19 protein-coding genes are annotated in these 18,325 nt (G+C 58.5%); 12 read left to right on the top strand and 7 right to left on the bottom strand.

Annotation, left to right across the window (positions count from 1 at the left end):
- Positions 1–80: 80 nt before the first annotated feature.
- The 6 genes from rng to csrD form a co-directional block, all read right to left on the bottom strand.
- On the bottom strand, positions 81–1,550 hold the full coding sequence (rng, locus tag GF111_RS15585) for a ribonuclease G (RefSeq protein WP_025304418.1): 1,470 nt from the start codon (positions 1,548–1,550) through the stop codon (positions 81–83).
- A gap of 38 nt (positions 1,551–1,588) precedes the next feature.
- Positions 1,589–2,173 carry a nucleoside triphosphate pyrophosphatase gene (locus GF111_RS15580; RefSeq protein WP_048234865.1) on the bottom strand — a complete coding sequence of 195 codons (585 nt, stop codon included), beginning with the start codon at positions 2,171–2,173 and terminating at the stop codon, positions 1,589–1,591.
- Positions 2,174–2,183: 10 nt separating this feature from the next.
- A complete protein-coding gene (gene mreD / locus GF111_RS15575) occupies positions 2,184–2,672 on the bottom strand; it encodes a rod shape-determining protein MreD (protein ID WP_004936918.1) in 489 nt (162 codons plus the stop codon).
- On the bottom strand, positions 2,669–3,694 hold the full coding sequence (gene mreC / locus GF111_RS15570) for a rod shape-determining protein MreC (protein WP_038879731.1): 1,026 nt from the start codon (positions 3,692–3,694) through the stop codon (positions 2,669–2,671). Before mreC ends, mreD begins: the two co-directional genes overlap by 4 nt.
- Before the next feature lie 94 nt (positions 3,695–3,788).
- Positions 3,789–4,832 carry a rod shape-determining protein MreB gene (mreB, locus tag GF111_RS15565; RefSeq protein ID WP_003855260.1) on the bottom strand — a complete coding sequence of 348 codons (1,044 nt, stop codon included), beginning with the start codon at positions 4,830–4,832 and terminating at the stop codon, positions 3,789–3,791.
- A 413-nt stretch (positions 4,833–5,245) separates the two neighbouring features.
- Complete coding sequence (csrD, locus tag GF111_RS15560; RefSeq protein ID WP_038879736.1) at positions 5,246–7,180, bottom strand: RNase E specificity factor CsrD; 1,935 nt, start codon at positions 7,178–7,180, stop codon at positions 5,246–5,248.
- Between the two features lie 204 nt (positions 7,181–7,384).
- Between csrD and GF111_RS15555 the strand changes: the two genes are divergently transcribed.
- The 11 genes from GF111_RS15555 to fis all read left to right on the top strand — a co-directional run bounded on the left by GF111_RS15555 (position 7,385) and on the right by fis (position 17,120).
- Positions 7,385–8,362, top strand: a complete 978-nt coding sequence (locus GF111_RS15555) for an MDR family oxidoreductase (protein ID WP_047729768.1) — start codon at positions 7,385–7,387, stop codon at positions 8,360–8,362.
- A gap of 155 nt (positions 8,363–8,517) precedes the next feature.
- Complete coding sequence (gene msrP, locus GF111_RS15550; RefSeq protein WP_047729767.1) at positions 8,518–9,519, top strand: protein-methionine-sulfoxide reductase catalytic subunit MsrP; 1,002 nt, start codon at positions 8,518–8,520, stop codon at positions 9,517–9,519.
- Positions 9,520–10,119, top strand: coding sequence for a protein-methionine-sulfoxide reductase heme-binding subunit MsrQ (gene msrQ / locus GF111_RS15545; RefSeq protein WP_004936895.1), 600 nt, complete (start codon positions 9,520–9,522; stop codon positions 10,117–10,119). It abuts the gene before it with no gap.
- 287 nt (positions 10,120–10,406) lie between these two features.
- Positions 10,407–10,859 carry a type II 3-dehydroquinate dehydratase gene (gene aroQ / locus GF111_RS15540; RefSeq protein WP_004936891.1) on the top strand — a complete coding sequence of 151 codons (453 nt, stop codon included), beginning with the start codon at positions 10,407–10,409 and terminating at the stop codon, positions 10,857–10,859.
- 32 nt (positions 10,860–10,891) lie between these two features.
- Complete coding sequence (gene accB, locus GF111_RS15535) at positions 10,892–11,359, top strand: acetyl-CoA carboxylase biotin carboxyl carrier protein (RefSeq protein WP_038879746.1); 468 nt, start codon at positions 10,892–10,894, stop codon at positions 11,357–11,359.
- Positions 11,360–11,371: 12 nt separating this feature from the next.
- Positions 11,372–12,721: an acetyl-CoA carboxylase biotin carboxylase subunit gene (accC, locus tag GF111_RS15530; RefSeq protein ID WP_004936886.1), complete on the top strand. Its 1,350-nt coding sequence runs from the start codon at positions 11,372–11,374 to the stop codon at positions 12,719–12,721.
- Positions 12,722–12,873: 152 nt separating this feature from the next.
- Positions 12,874–13,116 (top strand): YhdT family protein, encoded by a 243-nt coding sequence (locus GF111_RS15525; protein ID WP_147190903.1) that lies wholly within the window; start codon positions 12,874–12,876, stop codon positions 13,114–13,116.
- Positions 13,106–14,551, top strand: a complete 1,446-nt coding sequence (gene panF, locus GF111_RS15520) for a sodium/pantothenate symporter (protein ID WP_038879752.1) — start codon at positions 13,106–13,108, stop codon at positions 14,549–14,551. Before GF111_RS15525 ends, panF begins: the two co-directional genes overlap by 11 nt.
- An 11-nt stretch (positions 14,552–14,562) precedes the next feature.
- The gene (gene prmA / locus GF111_RS15515; RefSeq protein ID WP_033636181.1) at positions 14,563–15,444 is read left to right on the top strand and encodes a 50S ribosomal protein L11 methyltransferase; all 882 of its coding nucleotides are present in this window, start codon (positions 14,563–14,565) and stop codon (positions 15,442–15,444) included.
- Positions 15,445–15,837: 393 nt separating this feature from the next.
- Positions 15,838–16,842, top strand: a complete 1,005-nt coding sequence (dusB, locus tag GF111_RS15510; RefSeq protein WP_004936856.1) for a tRNA dihydrouridine synthase DusB — start codon at positions 15,838–15,840, stop codon at positions 16,840–16,842.
- The gene (gene fis, locus GF111_RS15505) at positions 16,824–17,120 is read left to right on the top strand and encodes a DNA-binding transcriptional regulator Fis (protein WP_000462905.1); all 297 of its coding nucleotides are present in this window, start codon (positions 16,824–16,826) and stop codon (positions 17,118–17,120) included. Before dusB ends, fis begins: the two co-directional genes overlap by 19 nt.
- Positions 17,121–17,284: 164 nt before the next feature.
- On the opposite strand, the gene GF111_RS15500 is transcribed toward fis, so the two are convergent.
- Complete coding sequence (locus GF111_RS15500) at positions 17,285–17,590, bottom strand: DUF1889 family protein (RefSeq protein ID WP_047729765.1); 306 nt, start codon at positions 17,588–17,590, stop codon at positions 17,285–17,287.
- Between the two features lie 214 nt (positions 17,591–17,804).
- On the opposite strand from GF111_RS15500, the gene GF111_RS15495 reads away from it, so the two are divergent.
- Positions 17,805–18,254, top strand: coding sequence for a P22AR C-terminal domain-containing protein (locus GF111_RS15495; protein WP_162420262.1), 450 nt, complete (start codon positions 17,805–17,807; stop codon positions 18,252–18,254).
- Positions 18,255–18,325: the final 71 nt, after the last annotated feature.

Raw genomic sequence — 18,325 nt, 5'->3', positions numbered from 1 at the left:
CTCCTTGCTCCGCTGCCTGGCAACGGGAATATCTATGCACTGACGGGCCCGGCATCCGGGCCCTTACGATGTCGGGCGGGCTACATCATGACGACGTCGAACTGCTCCTGGCTGTACAACGGTTCGATCTGCACCTTCACCTGTTTGCCGACGAAGATCTCCACTTCGGCCAACGCATGCGACTCTTCGCTCTTCAGCGCTTCGCCGACCGCCGCCGAAGCGTACACCAGGAAGCGATCGGAATCGTAAGCATGGTGCACGCGCACAATCTCGCGCAGGATCTCGTAGCACACGGTTTCCACCGTTTTCACGGTGCCGCGCCCATTGCAAGTAGGACAATCGTGACAGAGCACATGTTCAATGCTTTCACGCGTTCGTTTACGCGTCATTTCAACTAAGCCTAGCTGAGAGAAGCCGTTGATCGTGGTTTTTACCCGATCTTTACTCAACGCCTGCTCCAGCGAGTGCAGCACCCGGCGGCGATGCTCTTCGTTGTTCATATCGATAAAGTCGATGATGATGATGCCGCCCAGGTTACGCAGCCGCAGCTGGCGCGCGATGGCCTGCGTCGCCTCGATGTTGGTATTGAAGATGGTTTCGTCGAGGTTGCGGTGGCCGACGAAGGCGCCGGTGTTGATGTCGACCGTGGTCATCGCCTCGGTCTGATCGATGATCAGATAGCCGCCGGACTTCAGCTCCACCTTGCGTTCCAGCGCACGCTGGATCTCGTTTTCCACATCGTACAGATCGAAAATCGGCTGGCTGCCGGTATAGAGTTCGAGCTTGTTGGTAATGTCCGGAATGTACTCACCGGTAAACTCCACCAGCAGATCGTGCGTCAGCCGCGAATCGACGCGGATGCGATCCAGCGCCGCGCCGGCGAAATCGCGCAAGATGCGCTGCGCCAACGCCAGCTCGCCGTACAGCTTGTATTTGGTCTGGTTGCGCTTCTTGCGCTCCATTACCTTGGTCCACAGGCGTTTAAGGAACGCGGCGTCCTGCGCCAGCTCTTCCTCGCCGATGCCTTCCGCCGCGGTGCGGATGATAAAACCGCCCAGCTCGTCGCAGTGCGGCGCAACGATGGATTTCAGGCGCTCGCGCTCGGCTTCGCTGTCGATACGCTGCGAAACGCCGACGTGCGCCGCGCCCGGCATGAAGACCAGATAGCGCGAAGGCAGCGTGATGTCGGTGGTCAGGCGCGCGCCCTTGGTGCCGAGCGGATCTTTCACCACCTGCACCATCAGGTCTTGCCCCTGGCGCACCAGCTCGGCGATGTCGCGCACGTGGAAGTTTTTCCGCTCGTCGCCGGCGACGCATTCGGTATGCGGCATGATGTCGGAGGCGTGCAGGAAGGCGGCCTTGTCCAGGCCGATGTCGACGAATGCCGCCTGCATGCCCGGCAGGACGCGGCTGACGCGCCCTTTATAGATATTGCCGACGATGCCGCGTTTGGATTCGCGTTCGATATGAATCTCTTGCAGAATGCCGCCATCGATATAGGCGACCCGCGTTTCAGACGGTGTGATATTAACCAGTAGCTCAGCTGTCATGCCTTCTCCTCAGAGCCGGTCGATAATGGCAGCGCCCATCAACCGGTTCTTACATCACGTAATGCGACAAAATTACTGAGCAGCTCATGTGTTTCGACCAGCGGCAGACCGACCACCGCGTGATAACTCCCGGTTATCGCTCTGACGAAACAACCACCCTTTCCCTGAATTCCATAGGCGCCCGCCTTATCCATCGGTTCGCCCGTAGCAATATAGTCGCGGATATCCTGTTGTGACAGGCTGCGGAACGTCACGTCGGTCACCACCAGCTGGCAGCGCACGTCGTGGCGATCGGCGATCGCCACCGCCGTCATCACCTGATGCTGTTTGCCCGACAGAGCCGCCAGCATGTCCGCCGCATGGGCTTCGTCGTGCGGCTTCTCCAGCACCCGGCCGTTGAGCACCACGATGGTGTCGGCGCCCAGCACCGGCCGATCCTCCTGCGCCAACGCCACACCCGCTTTGGCCTTGTCCTGCGCCAAACGGCGCACGTAGGCTTCGGCGGCTTCGCCTTCCCGGCGCTGCTCTTCGGTATGCGTCAGCAGAATGTCGAACGATACGCCCAGCAGGGTCAGCAGTTCACGTCGACGTGGGGAGCCGGAGGCCAGATAAAGCGAAGTCATTGAGATACCCTTACTGTACGGCGAACTGACGGCGGATTTTGCGCATCAACAGGAACAACCACGGCCACAAAATGCCGTTTACCACACTACTCCAGAACACCTCTGGGCGGAAAGAGACGTTGATCACTAAAAACTCAGCCCAGAACACGACCACGTCCATCGACAGCGACAGCAGCACGACGATCAGCGCCTGTTGCCACAGCGCCATATTGCGGAACAGTTGGAATTTGAACGCCACCAGGTAGGCGATGATGCCCAGCGCCAGCGCGCGCACGCCCAACGTGGAGCCGAGGATCAGATCCATGATCAGCCCCAGCACGAAGCCGGTGCCGACGTTGACCCGGTGCGGCAAGGCCATCACCCAGTAGATCAGGATCAACACCAGCCAGGAAGGCCGGAACATGTAGATTTGCTCCGGCCACGGCATGATTTGCAGCACCAACGCCACCAGGAACGACAGCCAGATTATCCAGCGCCCGTGGCTGCGGTAGCTGTTCATTGCACCACTCCCGCCGCAGCAGGCTGAGCTTGAGACTGGGCAGACGCCGGAGCGGCGGTTTGCGGCGCCACGCCGGTAGCCGGTGCCGGCAGCTGCGGCCCGACCGAACCGGCAGGCGGCAGCACCTGCGGCATCATCTGCATCAGGCGTTCATTGGCCACGCGGTGCACTTCGTCCGGCGGCAGCGGCATGTCGCCGTTGCGATCGGCGCCCCACAGCAGCAGCAGGTAGCGCAAGCGCTGCAGACCGGCGGTCGGACGCGCCTGAATCACGGTGTAAGCGCGTTGGTTGTCGACCTTGACCGAGGAGACCACCGCCACCGGATAGCCTTCCGGGAAGCGGCCGCCGAGGCCGGAGGTCACCAGCACATCGCCAACGCGGATATCGGTGTTGTTCGGCAGGTGCTCCAGCTGCAGATCGTCGGCGCAGCCGCTGCCTGCGGCAATCACCCGAATATCGTTGCGCAGCACCTGGATCGGCAGCGCGTGCGAGGCATCGCAGATCAGCAGCACGCGGCTGGTGACTTTCGCCACCGCCACCACCTGGCCGACCACGCCCTTGTCGCTGATCACCGGCTGGCCTTCATAGACGCCGTTGTCCGACCCTTTGTCGATCACCACCTGATCGCTATACGGATCGGAACCGGTGGAGATCACCTGGGTCACCATCTTATGTTCGTCCTGGCGCAGCGGAGAACCCAGCAGCTCGCGCAAGCGGGCGTTTTCCTGCTTGAATTGGCCAAGAAGAAGAATATCGCTGTTTTTCAGCAGCAGTTCCTGCCGCAGAGCTCGGTTTTCCAGCTCCAGCTGTTGGCGGGTGGCCAGCGTTTCTGACACGCTGTCCAAAACTTTACGTGGCCCGTTGGCCAGAAAATAGAAAGGGCTGACTGCGGTGTCCATGTAGTTGCGTATCTTCACGAACGTGCCGAGCCGGCTGTCGGCAACGATCAGGCCAATGGCCGCGATCACCGCCAAAAAAAGTCGCAGTTGCAGGGAAGGCCCCCTGCTAAAAATCGGCTTCATAAATTATGCGAGTTCCTCGACAACAGAAAGAGGAACCGTACCCGATTTTCGCTGTGCGCATTCATCCGATACGATTCCTCCTTCCAGGGGCTGACTATTCTTCGCTGAACAAATCGCCGCCGTGCATGTCGATCATTTCCAACGCCTTGCCGCCGCCGCGCGCTACGCAGGTCAACGGATCTTCCGCCACCACGACCGGAATGCCGGTTTCTTCCATCAGCAGGCGATCGAGGTTACGCAGCAGCGCGCCGCCGCCGGTCAAGACCATGCCACGTTCGGAAATGTCGGAGGCCAATTCTGGCGGGCACTGCTCCAGCGCAACCATCACCGCGCTGACGATGCCGGTCAGCGGCTCTTGCAGGGCTTCGAGGATTTCATTGGAGTTCAGGGTAAAGCCGCGCGGTACGCCTTCGGCCAGGTTACGGCCGCGGACTTCGATTTCGCGCACTTCGTCGCCCGGATAGGCAGAACCGATTTCGTGCTTGATGCGCTCGGCGGTCGCTTCGCCGATCAGCGAGCCGTAGTTACGGCGCACATAATTGATGATGGCTTCATCGAAGCGGTCGCCGCCGATGCGCACGGAAGAGGAGTACACCACGCCGTTCAGCGAGATCACCGCCACTTCAGTGGTACCGCCACCGATATCCACCACCATGGAACCGGTCGCTTCGGAAACCGGCAGACCTGCGCCGATCGCCGCCGCCATCGGCTCTTCAATCAGGAACACTTCACGCGCGCCGGCCCCTTGGGCGGACTCGCGGATAGCGCGGCGTTCAACCTGGGTTGCGCCGACCGGTACACAGACCAGCACGCGCGGGCTTGGGCGCATGAAGCTGTTGCTGTGAACCTGTTTGATAAAGTGCTGCAGCATTTTTTCGGTCACGAAGAAGTCGGCGATCACGCCGTCTTTCATCGGGCGAATAGCCGCGATGTTGCCGGGGGTGCGGCCCAGCATCTGTTTGGCGTCATGACCGACGGCCGCTACGCTCTTTGGGGAGCCGGCACGATCCTGGCGAATGGCAACCACCGAAGGTTCATTCAGTACGATGCCTTGCCCTTTAACATAAATCAGGGTATTGGCGGTACCCAAGTCGATGGACAAGTCGTTGGAAAACATGCCACGAAATTTCTTAAACATAACGAAAGGATAATCCTGCAAGCTGGGGGCGGAAAATAAAATCCGCCTACTTTACCAACCACACGAAGCAGCGACAAGGCGCAAAAACGTTCTACTTCGGTGAAAAATAGTCTGTATTGTTTCTGCTCGAATGCACGGAAATTGGATGAGGCCTGAATTCCCTGAACAAAGGCTCAGTTTACCACCCTGTCAACGCACGAAACGGCGTAACACAGCTCATAAAATCTAACATATTCCCTGATTGCCGCCGATGGTAAGCACCTACCAACGTCAACCAGATAAAAGCTGACAAGAGCCTATCTCAAATAGGCGTCGTTGTCGCAGGCAGATTGGAGAAAACTCCAAAATGACGGGTGACATGGCCCAGATGGATCCGGCGCTCATTCTACGTCAATTTTTGTCCGGCAATCAGCTTAAACACGATAACGACGTGAATATTTTTTACGCCCCACGTCGATCGGTTCCGGCGATGCGAAAAAGTCGCCCTGCCCGCCGTGGATACCACGCTCTTTCAGCGTCTGCCACTCGTTGCGCGTGCGTACGCTGGCGGCGAACACCTGCGCGTGCGTGCCCGCGCAGGCGCCCGTCAGGCTCTGCACGAACAGCTGATTTTCGTCCCGCTTATCGATACTCCGCACCAGCCCCGGGTGGAGCTTGACGATCTCCACCTGCAACGACTTGATATAGGACGTACTGACCACGGTTAAACCCGCTTTGGACACCGCGAGGCGGCAGCCCAGCCCTGACAGCAACTTCAGCACCGGACGCAAACGGTCGATATGTTGACACACATCTGCCTCCGCAAGTTCAATCAGAATTCGCCTACGCTGACTTTTTTCGCACTGTAACAGCGTATCGCGCAGCCAGCGCTGGAAAGAACGCTGCAAAATCGAGTCGACGCACAGCGGAAACGCCAGCGTTTCCTCAGGCCATTGCGCCAGCAAGGGGATGATGCGGCTCACCTGTTGGCGATCGTAACTCTCCGCCAACCCCAGCTGCTGCACCAGCGGCATATATTCCGCAGGCAGCAACTCCTGGGAGCCGTCATAAATCCGGCTCATGATCTCAAGATGGTGTACCTCGCCTGCCACGGTCACCGCCGGTTTCTGATACAGCCGCGGGCCGCCGCGCGCCAGTACCTGTTCCAGCAACGTGCGCCACTTGACGCTGCCGCGCCCCTTTTCCGGCACCTGGCTGTCGTACACATACCAGCCGTTCTCGCCCTGCAGCGTCGCGTGGCGCGTCGCCTGCTCCGCGTAATCGATCACCTGCTCCGTGGTTTGCCCGCTGCGGTACGCCACGATGCCGATGTGCAGGAAGGCCTCACGATCGATCAGCGCCGTGGAAGGCAAGGCATCAATGGCGTTGACCAGCTGTGACGCGATGCCGTCGGCCTCCTTCAGGGTTCGATGCGGCAACAGCACGGTAAAATCGCTGTGGAAATAGCGCGCCAGCAGCGCCGAGGGGTAGCGCATCACGAAGGTAGACAGCAGGTTGACCAGCGAATACATCAGCTCCTGTACCGCCACGCTACCGTGCGTGTCGCGCAGGGTCTCGAAATCGGGCAGCCGCACCATCATCACGATGCCGTGCGAACCTTCGTCTTCCAGCTGAGTGGTCAATTGATTATCGAAGAACAGGCGATTATTCAGCCCGGTTTTGGCGTCCTGCGCGGCGAAGGCGCGGATCAGCGTATCGACCCGGCTGCGCTCTTCCCGCGCTTCCGCCAGATCGGCCAGTAGGTGGTCGAGCGCGCCGCTGACGTTGGCCGGCCACTCACGCACGTCGCCCTGCATGACGTTTTCACGCTCGCCGTTCAGAATGCGCCGCGCGCGGCGTTCCAGGCGATCTTCACCGTCGGCCTGCTCACGCAGCCAGCGTAGGCTGAACAGCAAAACCACCACCATGACGACGATCGACAGCGTGACGGCGGCGGTGGACTGCAACGTGCGCACGTCGCTGGCGAAGGGATCGAGGTAAGTGATGTACAGCGTGCTGCCCGGATGTTGCAACAGGGGGCGCGAGACCTGACGATAGCCGTTCAGCGCATCCCATGGCTCTTTTTTCAGCGTCGGCAATTTATAGTTGAGAAACTGGCTGGTGCCGGCCTCTACGCGGATCGACACGATGCCGAGCGGGCGCATGACGATCGGCAACCATTTCTCCTGATCGCGCGGCGATTCGTGCAACATGGCCTGATCGAGCGAGGTAACCAGCGAATCAAAGCGACGCTCCTGGCGATCCTGGGTAACGTAAAAGAAGCTGTATGAGCATCCCATCAGCATCAAAAACATCGCCAGCGCGACCAACAGAGTGATCAATGCAGAGAGTTTGGTGGTAAATCGCATCCCTGTGCCTTGTCCGCTATGGTTAAGTGAGTGTTCACCCTTTAGCTAAAAGGGGCCGTCCAACCCTAACAAGCCTTGCTGAAGAATTAAACCTGCAAGCGCCGTTTTTGTCCTTTATCAGGACTTGGGCCGCTTATTATGCATATAGTCAAATAAATGTGATTCAGCCATTGATAGAAAAGTGTAAACGAGAGGAAGAGTGACATGCGTGCACTGTTATTGGAACAACAAGACGACCAAACTCTGGCTCAAATCAAAGATATCGGCAGCGATCGGTTGCCGGAAGGCGATGTCACCGTCGACATCAACTGGTCCAGCCTAAATTATAAGGATGCGCTGGCGATCACCGGCAAAGGCAAGATCGTGCGCAACTTCCCGATGGTGCCGGGCATCGACTTCGCCGGCACCGTGCGCCACAGCCGCGACGATCGCTTCAAAGAGGGGCAAAGCGTGGTGCTCACCGGCTGGGGCGTGGGTGAACATCACTGGGGCGGCCTGGCCGAGCAGGCGCGCGTCTCGGGCGAATGGCTGGTACCGCTGCCGAACGGCCTGGATGAACGCAAGGCGATGATCATCGGCACCGCCGGCTTTACCGCCATGCTGTGCGTGATGGCGCTGGAGGAAGGCGGCGTGCACCCGGACGACGGCGATATTCTGGTTACCGGCGCCAGCGGCGGCGTGGGCAGCACCGCCATCGCCCTGCTGGCGGCGTTGGGCTATCGGGTGACCGCCATCAGCGGCCGCGACAGCAATACCGACTACCTGAAAGCGCTCGGCGCCAAAGAGGTGATGTCGCGCGATGGCTATATCGACACGCCGCGCCCGCTGGAGAAACAGCTGTGGGCCGGCGCGGTGGACACCGTCGGCGACAAACTGCTGGCGCGGGTGCTGGCGCAGATGAACTATAACGGCACCGTCGCCGCCTGCGGCCTGGCGGGCGGTTATCAGCTGCCGACCACCGTGATGCCGTTCATTCTGCGTAACGTGCGTCTGCAGGGCGTGGATTCGGTACATACGCCGCTGCACCGCCGCCAAACCGCCTGGGAACGGCTGGCCGGTATTCTGCCGGACAGCTTCTATCAGCAGGCCACGCATGAAATCACCCTCGAGCAGGCACCGGCCACCGCCGCCGCGCTGCTGAACAACCAAATCACCGGCCGCACCCTGGTGAAAATCCGCTGACCTTCTCCCCCCGGCAACGGGGGTTCACCCGCTTCTGCGAAATTTCATATTTTTCCGCGTCCCCTCGCTTCCGGCCGGCTTTAGCGCCATGCTTATTTCATGGGGACCCGTTAGCCGCTCGCAGGCGGCGGGAATCAGTCGCGGAGAACATAAGCATGAACAAACACCCGAAATTGACCGAGGCCGACGTCACGCCGGAGAGCGTGTTCCACCAGCGGCGCAAAGTGCTGCAGGCGCTCGGCATCACCGCCGCTACGCTGGCGCTGCCTACCGGCGCACGGGCGGATCTGCTGTCGTGGTTCAAAGGCAACGATCGCCCCAAGGCGCCGCCGGGCAAAGCGCTGGAATTCAGCAAGCCGGCCGCCTGGCAGGCGCAGCTGGCAATGACGCCGGAAGACAAGGTCACCGGCTACAACAACTTCTATGAATTCGGCCTCGACAAAGCCGATCCGGCCGCCAACGCCGGCGGGCTGAAAACCGAAGGCTGGAAGGTGCGCATCGACGGCGAAGTGGCGAAGCCGATAACGCTGGATATCGACGATCTGATGAAGCGTTTCCCGCTGGAACAGCGCATTTACCGCATGCGCTGCGTCGAGGCCTGGTCGATGGTGGTGCCGTGGATCGGTTTCGAACTGGGCAAGCTTCTCAAGCTGGCCGAGCCGAACAGCAACGCGCGCTACGTGGCCTTCCAGACGCTGTACGATCCGGAGCAGATGCCCGGCCAGAAAGATCGCTTTATCGGTGGCGGCCTGAAGTACCCCTACGTCGAAGGGCTGCGGCTGGACGAGGCGATGCACCCGCTGGCGTTGCTGACCGTCGGCGTGTACGGCAAAACCCTGCCGCCGCAAAACGGCGCGCCGCTGCGGCTGATCACACCGTGGAAATACGGCTTCAAAGGCATCAAATCGATCGTGCATATCCGTTTGGTGCGCGATCAGCCGCCGACCACCTGGAACCAATCCGCGCCGAACGAGTACGGTTTTTACGCCAACGTGAACCCGCACGTCGATCATCCGCGCTGGTCGCAGGCCACCGAGCGCTTCATCGGCTCCGGCGGCATTCTCGACGTCAAACGCCAACCGACGCTGCTGTTCAACGGCTATGCCGATCAGGTGGCGTCGCTGTATCGCGGCATGGATCTGCGGGAGAATTTCTAAGTGCGCCTGACGCCTGTTCATATCAAATGGCTGAAAGCCGCCCTGCATCTGGCGGCGTTTTTGCCCTTTCTGTGGTTGGTGCTGGCGGTAGATCAGGGCTGGTTCAGCGCCGATCCGTCCAAGGACATTCAACATTTTACCGGCAGGATGACGCTGAAACTGCTGCTGGCCACGCTGATGATCGCCCCGCTGGCGCGCTACGCCCGCCAGCCGCTCCTGATCCGCTGCCGCCGTCTGGTGGGGCTGTGGTGCTTTGCCTGGGGCACGCTGCACCTGATAAGCTACTCCACGCTGGAGCTGGGGCTGAGCAACCTCGGCCTGCTGGGCAGCGAGCTGGTGAACCGACCCTATCTGACGCTCGGCATCCTTACCTGGCTGATCCTGCTGGCGCTGGCGGCCACCTCAACGCTGTGGGCGATGCGCAAACTGGGCGCCAAATGGCAAACGTTGCACAACTTCGTCTATCTGGCGGCGATCCTCGCCCCCATCCACTACCTGTGGTCGGTCAAAACGTTTTCCCCCCAGCCGTTCATCTACGCGCTGCTGGCGGTGGCGCTGTTGGGCCTGCGTTACAAGAAATTCCGCGCCTGGTGGCGCTGAATCACGCGGCGGCGCGCGTTATTGTCGTTGAAAAACGCACGCCGCCGGCCGGAACTTTTTCTGTGTTCCAGCGCTCATATTCCTGTCACGGATCCCCGAGTTCGTCGATTTGGGGTTGAATATCTTCGCTGATAAGACCAGTATTTAGCTGCGAATTGCTACGATATCGTTATAATGCCCGACCTTGTTTCTGTTCTCAGGGTGAATTGGCCCCTTAACAGGTGACAAATCGATAACATCGGGTTATTTTCTACGATGATGGTTTTATTGCCGGAGATACCAGCACAATGGCGGATAAGTTTCACATTTTGCTTCTGAACGGCCCCAATCTCAATCTGCTGGGGACGCGTGAGCCGGAGAAGTACGGCAGCACGACGCTGACAGAGATTGTTAACGGATTGGAAAACCAGGCATCCGCATTGGATATTACCCTGAGCCATCTGCAATCCAACGCCGAGCATCAGCTGATCGATCGCATTCATCAGGCGCGCGGCAACACCGATTTCATTCTGATAAACCCGGCGGCGTTCACGCATACCAGCGTGGCGCTGCGCGATGCGTTGCTGGCGGTGCAGATCCCGTTCATCGAGATCCACCTGTCCAACGTGCACGCCCGCGAACCTTTCCGCCATCACTCCTATCTCTCAGACGTGGCGGTAGGCGTGATTTGCGGCCTCGGCGCGGATGGCTACGCTTTCGCTTTACAGGCAGCGGTTAACCGTCTGTCGAAAACCCACTAATTGCTCCACAAAAAGAGTACGGAATCACACTCATGGATATTCGTAAAATCAAGAAACTGATCGAACTGGTTGAAGAATCAGGCATTTCTGAACTGGAAATCTCTGAAGGCGAAGAATCGGTTCGCATCAGCCGTGCCGCACCGGCGCAGGCTTACCCTGTCATGCAACAGGCCTATGCGATGCCGGCACAGCAGCAGCCGGCCCTGGCTGCCGCCGTTGCTACCGCACCTGCGGCAGAAACCCCGGCGGCACCGGCGGCCATGAGTGGCCACGTCGTTCGTTCGCCAATGGTAGGCACCTTCTACCGCACCCCAAGCCCGGACGCGAAAGCCTTCGTGGAAGTGGGCCAGAAAGTGAACGCCGGTGATACCCTGTGCATCGTTGAAGCCATGAAAATGATGAACCAGATCGAAGCGGACAAGTCCGGCGTCGTGAAGGCCATCCTGGTGGAAAACGGCCAGCCGGTCGAATATGACGAGCCGCTGGTCGTCATCGAATAACGAGGCGCCCCCATGCTTGATAAAATTGTTATCGCCAACCGCGGCGAGATCGCGCTTCGCATCCTGCGTGCCTGTAAAGAACTGGGCATCAAGACCGTTGCGGTTCACTCCGCGGCCGACCGCGATCTGAAACACGTGCTGCTGGCCGACGAGACCGTCTGCATCGGTCCTGCGCCATCGGTAAAAAGCTACCTGAACATCCCGGCCATCATTTCGGCGGCGGAAATCACCGGCGCCGTGGCGATCCACCCGGGCTACGGCTTCCTGTCCGAGAACGCCGACTTCGCCGAGCAGGTGGAACGCTCCGGCTTCATCTTCATCGGCCCGAAAGCCGAAACCATCCGCCTGATGGGCGACAAGGTTTCCGCGATCAACGCCATGAAGAAAGCCGGCGTGCCTTGCGTACCTGGCTCAGACGGCCCGCTGACCGACGACATGGATAAAAACCGTGCCTTCGCCAAGCGCATCGGTTATCCGGTGATCATCAAGGCGTCCGGCGGCGGCGGTGGTCGCGGCATGCGCGTCGTGCGCAGCGACAAAGACCTTGAGCAGTCCATCAACATGACGAAAGCGGAAGCCAAAGCGGCTTTCAACAACGACATGGTGTACATGGAAAAATACCTGGAGAATCCGCGCCACATCGAGATTCAGGTATTGGCCGACGGCCAGGGCAACGCCATCTATCTGGCCGAGCGCGACTGCTCCATGCAGCGCCGCCACCAGAAAGTGGTCGAAGAAGCGCCGGCACCGGGCATCACCAGCGAAATGCGCCGTTACATCGGCGAGCGCTGCTCGAAAGCCTGCGTGGAAATCGGCTACCGCGGTGCGGGTACCTTCGAGTTCCTGTATGAAAACGGCGAGTTCTATTTCATCGAAATGAACACCCGTATTCAGGTAGAGCACCCGGTTACCGAAATGATCACCGGCGTGGACCTGATCAAAGAGCAGCTGCGCATCGCTGCCGGTCAACCACTGTCGATCAAACAGGAAGAAGTGAAGATCCACGGCCACGCGGTAGAATGCCGTATCAACGCCGAAGATCCGAACACCTTCCTGCCAAGCCCGGGCAAGATCACCCGTTTCCACGCGCCAGGCGGTTTCGGCGTGCGTTGGGAATCTCATATCTACGCCGGTTATACCGTACCGCCGTACTATGACTCCATGATCGGCAAACTGATCACCTTCGGCGAAAACCGTGACGTGGCGATTGCCCGCATGAAGAACGCCCTGGCTGAACTGATCATCGACGGCATCAAAACCAACGTTGAGCTGCAGCAGAAGATCATGAACGACGAAAACTTCCAGCACGGTGGCACCAATATCCACTATCTGGAGAAGAAGCTGGGTCTGCAGGAAACCTAAGGCAGCCACGCAGCATCGTCTGACGAAAGGCCGGTTAATCACCGGCCTTTTTCTTTGGCGTTGCCGCCAGTAACGGCTTGGCAAAACGCCGTCATGCCGTAAAATTCCCTACCTTTGATGAATCCATCACCGTAAACCTATGGGAGACACGGATGGACAAACGTTTTATCCAGGCGCACCGCGAAGCGCGTTGGGCGCTGGGGCTGACGCTGCTCTACCTGCTGGCCTGGGGGCTGGCGGCCTACCTGCCGGACAGCGCTATCGGCGTCACCGGCCTGCCGCACTGGTTCGAAATGGCCTGCCTGCTGGTGCCGCTGCTGTTCATCGGCCTGTGCTGGCTGATGGTGCGCACGGTGTTCCACGACATTTCGCTGGAGGACCGCGATGCAAACTGAAGTGATCCTGCCGCTGGTCGCCTACCTGCTGCTGGTGTTCGGCCTGTCGGTGTACGCCTACAGCCGCCGCCAGAGCGGGAATTTTCTCAGCGAATACTTCCTCGGCAACCGTTCGATGGGCGGCTTTGTGCTGGCGATGACCCTGACCGCCACCTACATCAGCGCCAGTTCGTTTATCGGCGGCCCCGGCGCCGCCTACAAATATGGCCTGGGCTGGGTGCTGCTGGCGATGATTCAGCTGCCGGCGGTGTGGCTGTCGCTCGGGGTGCTGGGCAAGAAATTCGCCATCCTGGCGCGGCGCTACAACGCCATCACCCTCAATGACATGCTGTATGGCCGCTACCAAAGCCGCCTGCTGGTGTGGCTGGCCAGCCTCAGCCTGCTGGTGGCGTTTCTCGGCGCCATGACGGTGCAGTTTATCGGCGGCGCCCGCCTGCTGGAGACCGCCGCCGGCATTCCTTACGACACCGGCCTGCTGATCTTCGGCATCAGCATCGCGCTGTACACCGCCTTCGGCGGCTTCCGCGCCAGCGTGCTGAACGACGCGATGCAGGGGCTGGTGATGCTGCTCGGCACCGTACTGCTGCTGGTGGCGGTGATCCACGCCGCCGGCGGACTGGACAGCGCGGTGCACAAGCTGCAGCAGATCGATCCGGCGCTGGTGTCGCCGCAGGGCGGCGATCAGATCCTCAGCCTGCCGTTTATGGCGTCGTTCTGGATCCTGGTGTGCTTCGGGGTGATCGGCCTGCCGCACACCGCCGTGCGCTGTATTTCCTACAAGGACAGCAAGGCTGTGCATCGCGGCATTCTGCTCGGCACCGTGGTGGTGGCGGTGCTGATGTTCGGCATGCACCTGGCCGGCGCACTCGGCCGCGCGGTGTTGCCGGATCTCAAGATCCCCGATCAGGTGATCCCGACGCTGATGATCACCGTGCTGCCGCCGTACGCCGCCGGGATCTTTTTGGCGGCGCCGATGGCGGCGATCATGTCGACCATCAACGCCCAGCTGCTGCAATCCTCCGCCACCATCATCAAGGATCTCTACCTGGGCGTGCGGCCGCAGCAGATCCACAACGAGCGGTTGATCAAGCGCTTCTCCAGCCTGACCACGCTGATCCTTGGCCTGCTGGTGCTGCTGGCGGCCTGGCGACCGCCGGAGATGATCATCTGGCTCAACCTGCTGGCTTTCGGTGGGCTGGAGGCGGTGTTCCTGTGGCCGTTGGTGCTGGGCCTGTATTGGGAACGCGCCAATGCTCAGGGAGCGCTTAGCTCAATGGTGTCGGGTGCGGTATGCTATACGCTATTGGCCAGCTTCAACCTGCAGCCGGCGGGGCTGCACCCTATCGTGCCTTCGCTGTTGCTCAGCCTGTTGGCGTTTTATCTCGGTAACGTCGTCGGCGAAAAGCGCCGGGCGGCGTCATCATTACCCTCTTGAAGAGAATTGCTATGCCTTGGATCCAACTCAAACTGAACACCACCGGCAGCCAGGCGGAAGACCTGAGCGACGCGCTGGTGGAAAGCGGCGCCGTGTCGGTGACCTTCCAGGACACCCACGACAACCCGGTGTTCGAACCCTTGCCGGGTGAAACCCTGCTGTGGGGCGATACCGACGTGATCGGTCTGTACGACGCGGAAACCGATATGGCCGAGGTGGTGGCGATGCTGGAACAGCACCCGCTGCTGGGCGCCGGTTTCCGTCACAAGATAGAACAGCTGGAAGACAAGGACTGGGAGCGCGAGTGGATGGACAACTTCCACCCGATGCGCTTCGGCGAGCGCTTGTGGATCTGCCCGAGCTGGCGTGACGTGCCGGATCCCGACGCAGTCAACGTGATGCTCGATCCGGGCCTGGCATTCGGCACCGGTACCCACCCGACCACGGCGCTGTGCCTGCAGTGGCTGGACGGCCTCGATCTGGCCGGCAAAACCGTTATCGACTTCGGTTGCGGTTCCGGCATCCTGGCAATCGCCGCCCTGAAGCTGGGTGCAGCGCGCGCTATCGGCATCGATATCGATCCCCAGGCCATTCAGGCCAGCCGCGACAACGCGCAGCGTAACGGCGTTTCAGAGCGTCTGGAGCTGTATCTGCCGAAAGACCAGCCGGCAGACCTGCTGGCTGACGTGGTGGTCGCCAACATCCTCGCCGGCCCGCTGCGCGAGCTGGCGCCGCTGATCGGTTGCCTGCCGAAGGCCGGTGGTCATCTGGGGCTGTCCGGCGTGCTGGCCAGCCAGGCCAGCAGCGTTGCGCAAGCCTACGAAGAGAAGTTCACGCTCGACCCGGTCGCCGAGCGTGAAGAGTGGTGTCGCATCACCGGCCGCCGCAAGTAAGCGTCACGGTCTATTGCCCCCTCATCCACCGGCCCTGCGCCGGTGGATTTTTTTTGCCTGGCGATCGGCCTGCGGGCGAGACAAAATTTTATGCAATTTTTCGCCGCTCAACGACGGATCGCCCTGACAATGCGCCTTCCAGACAGGCTATCTCGGCAAAAAACGCGGGTGAATGCAGATAATATTCTGCGCAAAGGCGAATATTTTGCCGCACACAAAATAAGCACTTTTCGTCAACTTATTGTAAAATATATATAATATTTTTATGAATCACCGCGTAGCGCATTTTTCGTCCTAATATCGGGCCAATTGGTTAAAGTTTGGCCTTTCATCTCGGCGCAAAAATGCGTAATATACGCGCCCTTGCGGACACAGTATGGTCACTCTTTGTCTATGCGCATTGGACACCACCAGCTTACTAATTGCCTGATTGCGGCCCCGATGGCCGGTATTACAGATCGCCCGTTCAGAACCCTCTGTCATGCAATGGGTGCTGGGATGGCTGTATCCGAAATGCTCTCCTCCAACCCGGAGGTGTGGCGGACGGATAAGTCGCGTCTGCGTATGGTGCATAGCGATGAACCAGGGATCCGATCCGTGCAGATTGCCGGATGCGATCCTGATGATATGGCCGCCGCCGCGCGTATCAACGTGGCCAGCGGCGCGCAGATCATCGACATCAATATGGGATGCCCTGCCAAAAAAGTGAACCGGAAGCTTGCCGGGTCCGCCTTGTTGCAGTACCCGGATCTGGTAAAACGGATCCTCCACGCGGTGGTTGACGCGGTGGATGTGCCGGTAACGCTGAAGATTCGCACCGGCTGGGCGCCAGAGCATCGTAACTGTGTAGAGATTGCCCAACTGGCCGAAGACTGTGGTATTCAGGCCCTGACGATTCACGGCCGAACCCGCGCCTGTCTGTTTAACGGCGACGCGGAATACGACAGCATTCGGGCAGTTAAGCAGAGTGTTTCCATTCCGATTATCGCGAATGGGGATATTACTGACCCGCATAAAGCCAGAGCAGTGCTCGACTACACCGGGGCCGACGCCCTGATGATAGGCCGCGCTGCTCAGGGGAGACCCTGGATCTTCCGGGAAATCCAGCATTATCTGGACACTGGAGAGCTGCTGCCGCCGCTGCCGCTTGGCGAGGTGAAGCGCTTGTTGATTGGGCACATTCGGGAATTGCACGGCTTCTATGGCCAAGGCAAGGGATTCCGGATTGCTCGTAAGCACGTGTCCTGGTATCTCCAGGAACACGCTCCGAATGACCAGTTTCGGCGCACATTCAACGCCATAGAGGATGCCAGCGAACAGCTGGAGGCGTTGGAGGCATATTTCGAAAATCTTAGCGTAAAAAAAGAGCTGACAGAACTATGTTCGAACAACGCGTAAATTCTGACGTACTGACCGTTTCTACCGTTAACTCACAAGATCAGGTGACTCAAAAGCCTCTGCGTGACTCGGTTAAACAAGCACTGAAGAACTATTTTGCTCAACTGAACGGTCAAGACGTAAATGACCTGTATGAGCTGGTACTGGCTGAAGTTGAACAGCCACTGTTGGACATGGTGATGCAATACACCCGTGGCAACCAGACCCGCGCAGCCCTGATGATGGGCATCAACCGCGGCACGCTGCGTAAGAAGCTGAAAAAATACGGCATGAACTGATACTAGTCAGTTAACGTGTTGAAAAGGCGCTTTATCTCATTTGATAAGCGCCTTTTTCTTTATTTGTTTATACAAAAGTTTATACATTAATCTTCAAACGATTTAGAAAACATAGAAACGAAAAAAGGCCGCATCAGCGACCTTATGGTGTACCACTACAACGATTACTTCAGCGCTCGAAGCTCGGCCTTGATTTTATCTCCCAGACGACCTGGATATTTGATAACCACCCGACCACCTGCACCAATCCTATCGGCCAAATCTGCCAACTCCTTGGCATTACGCGGTTCCCATCCCTTAGCTCTGCCCCACGCTAAGATTTCGCTATGATCAAGCTCAACGCCTTCTGCGTTCAAAAACTTAAGCATCTCCTTCGTTCTGCTCTCATCTAGCGGATGAGACAACATTCCTGCCGAAGAATTATTGATGCTATTCAGATGTTCCAAGGCTCTCTCTAAGATCGGATTCATAAATTATCCCTTCTTTTTATGTGGTCTTAATGCTACCGAACTATGACCAGATGAGGAACATACATTACGCCTCTCTGTTACGTTCACACTCCCCCAACGCGAAGCATGTGGAACATGCGTCCCAGCCTATACATGATCATTTTGTGAACAAAGTTCAATGTTAGGTGCCTTACCTAAAGCGGTTAAAAATAAACCAACAAAGGAGTGTATGGCGATGGATAACACGCAACCAAAGAATTACCGTAAGGTAATGAGTATATTAGGTATTTCATCAAAAAGTGACTTGGACATAGTCGTTGGATACCTAGCATCGATGCTAAAATCTGAATCGCAGGAATACAAATCGCAAAGAGAAAGAATCTCGAAAATCATTACCAGCCAAGACACTCCCAGATCAACCCAGTTTAGTGATGAAGAACTATGCAAACTTGGTTGGTTATGGCATATAGCTAACATGGTTGTTGATGATATCGCCCAGATTTACCCTCTCCTGAAAGCGGCAGAGCATAGAATGGCCCCGCGGTTCTACTCCATAATTCATGAGTATCCCAGAACGATAAACGAAGCCAAGAGAATGTTGCGGAGGGAGACAATGCACATTACTTATTCCCCCTTCGAAGATAATAACTGGTCGCGTATGCTCCCTCATCTACGTAAAGAGTAACTCCTTAACAGTCAACATGTTGACTATTTGGCTGATCTGTCGGTGACTAACATGTGCGTCATACGCCAGCC

Origin of the sequence: Serratia sp. HRI, assembly GCF_010119335.3 — a bacterium.
Classification (GTDB): Bacteria; Pseudomonadota; Gammaproteobacteria; order Enterobacterales; family Enterobacteriaceae; genus Serratia; species Serratia nevei.
This window is presented reverse-complemented; position numbering and strand designations above follow the sequence as displayed.

Coding starts and splice junctions, on each gene's coding strand:
- rng (WP_025304418.1), bottom strand. CDS start 1,550: ATGACAGCTGAGCTACTGGTTAATATCACACCGTCTGAAACGCGGGTC.
- GF111_RS15580 (WP_048234865.1), bottom strand. CDS start 2,173: ATGACTTCGCTTTATCTGGCCTCCGGCTCCCCACGTCGACGTGAACTG.
- mreD (WP_004936918.1), bottom strand. CDS start 2,672: ATGAACAGCTACCGCAGCCACGGGCGCTGGATAATCTGGCTGTCGTTC.
- mreC (WP_038879731.1), bottom strand. CDS start 3,694: ATGAAGCCGATTTTTAGCAGGGGGCCTTCCCTGCAACTGCGACTTTTT.
- mreB (WP_003855260.1), bottom strand. CDS start 4,832: ATGTTTAAGAAATTTCGTGGCATGTTTTCCAACGACTTGTCCATCGAC.
- csrD (WP_038879736.1), bottom strand. CDS start 7,180: ATGCGATTTACCACCAAACTCTCTGCATTGATCACTCTGTTGGTCGCG.
- GF111_RS15555 (WP_047729768.1), top strand. CDS start 7,385: ATGCGTGCACTGTTATTGGAACAACAAGACGACCAAACTCTGGCTCAA.
- msrP (WP_047729767.1), top strand. CDS start 8,518: ATGAACAAACACCCGAAATTGACCGAGGCCGACGTCACGCCGGAGAGC.
- aroQ (WP_004936891.1), top strand. CDS start 10,407: ATGGCGGATAAGTTTCACATTTTGCTTCTGAACGGCCCCAATCTCAAT.
- accB (WP_038879746.1), top strand. CDS start 10,892: ATGGATATTCGTAAAATCAAGAAACTGATCGAACTGGTTGAAGAATCA.
- accC (WP_004936886.1), top strand. CDS start 11,372: ATGCTTGATAAAATTGTTATCGCCAACCGCGGCGAGATCGCGCTTCGC.
- GF111_RS15525 (WP_147190903.1), top strand. CDS start 12,874: ATGGACAAACGTTTTATCCAGGCGCACCGCGAAGCGCGTTGGGCGCTG.
- panF (WP_038879752.1), top strand. CDS start 13,106: ATGCAAACTGAAGTGATCCTGCCGCTGGTCGCCTACCTGCTGCTGGTG.
- prmA (WP_033636181.1), top strand. CDS start 14,563: ATGCCTTGGATCCAACTCAAACTGAACACCACCGGCAGCCAGGCGGAA.
- dusB (WP_004936856.1), top strand. CDS start 15,838: ATGCGCATTGGACACCACCAGCTTACTAATTGCCTGATTGCGGCCCCG.
- fis (WP_000462905.1), top strand. CDS start 16,824: ATGTTCGAACAACGCGTAAATTCTGACGTACTGACCGTTTCTACCGTT.
- GF111_RS15500 (WP_047729765.1), bottom strand. CDS start 17,590: ATGAATCCGATCTTAGAGAGAGCCTTGGAACATCTGAATAGCATCAAT.
- GF111_RS15495 (WP_162420262.1), top strand. CDS start 17,805: ATGGATAACACGCAACCAAAGAATTACCGTAAGGTAATGAGTATATTA.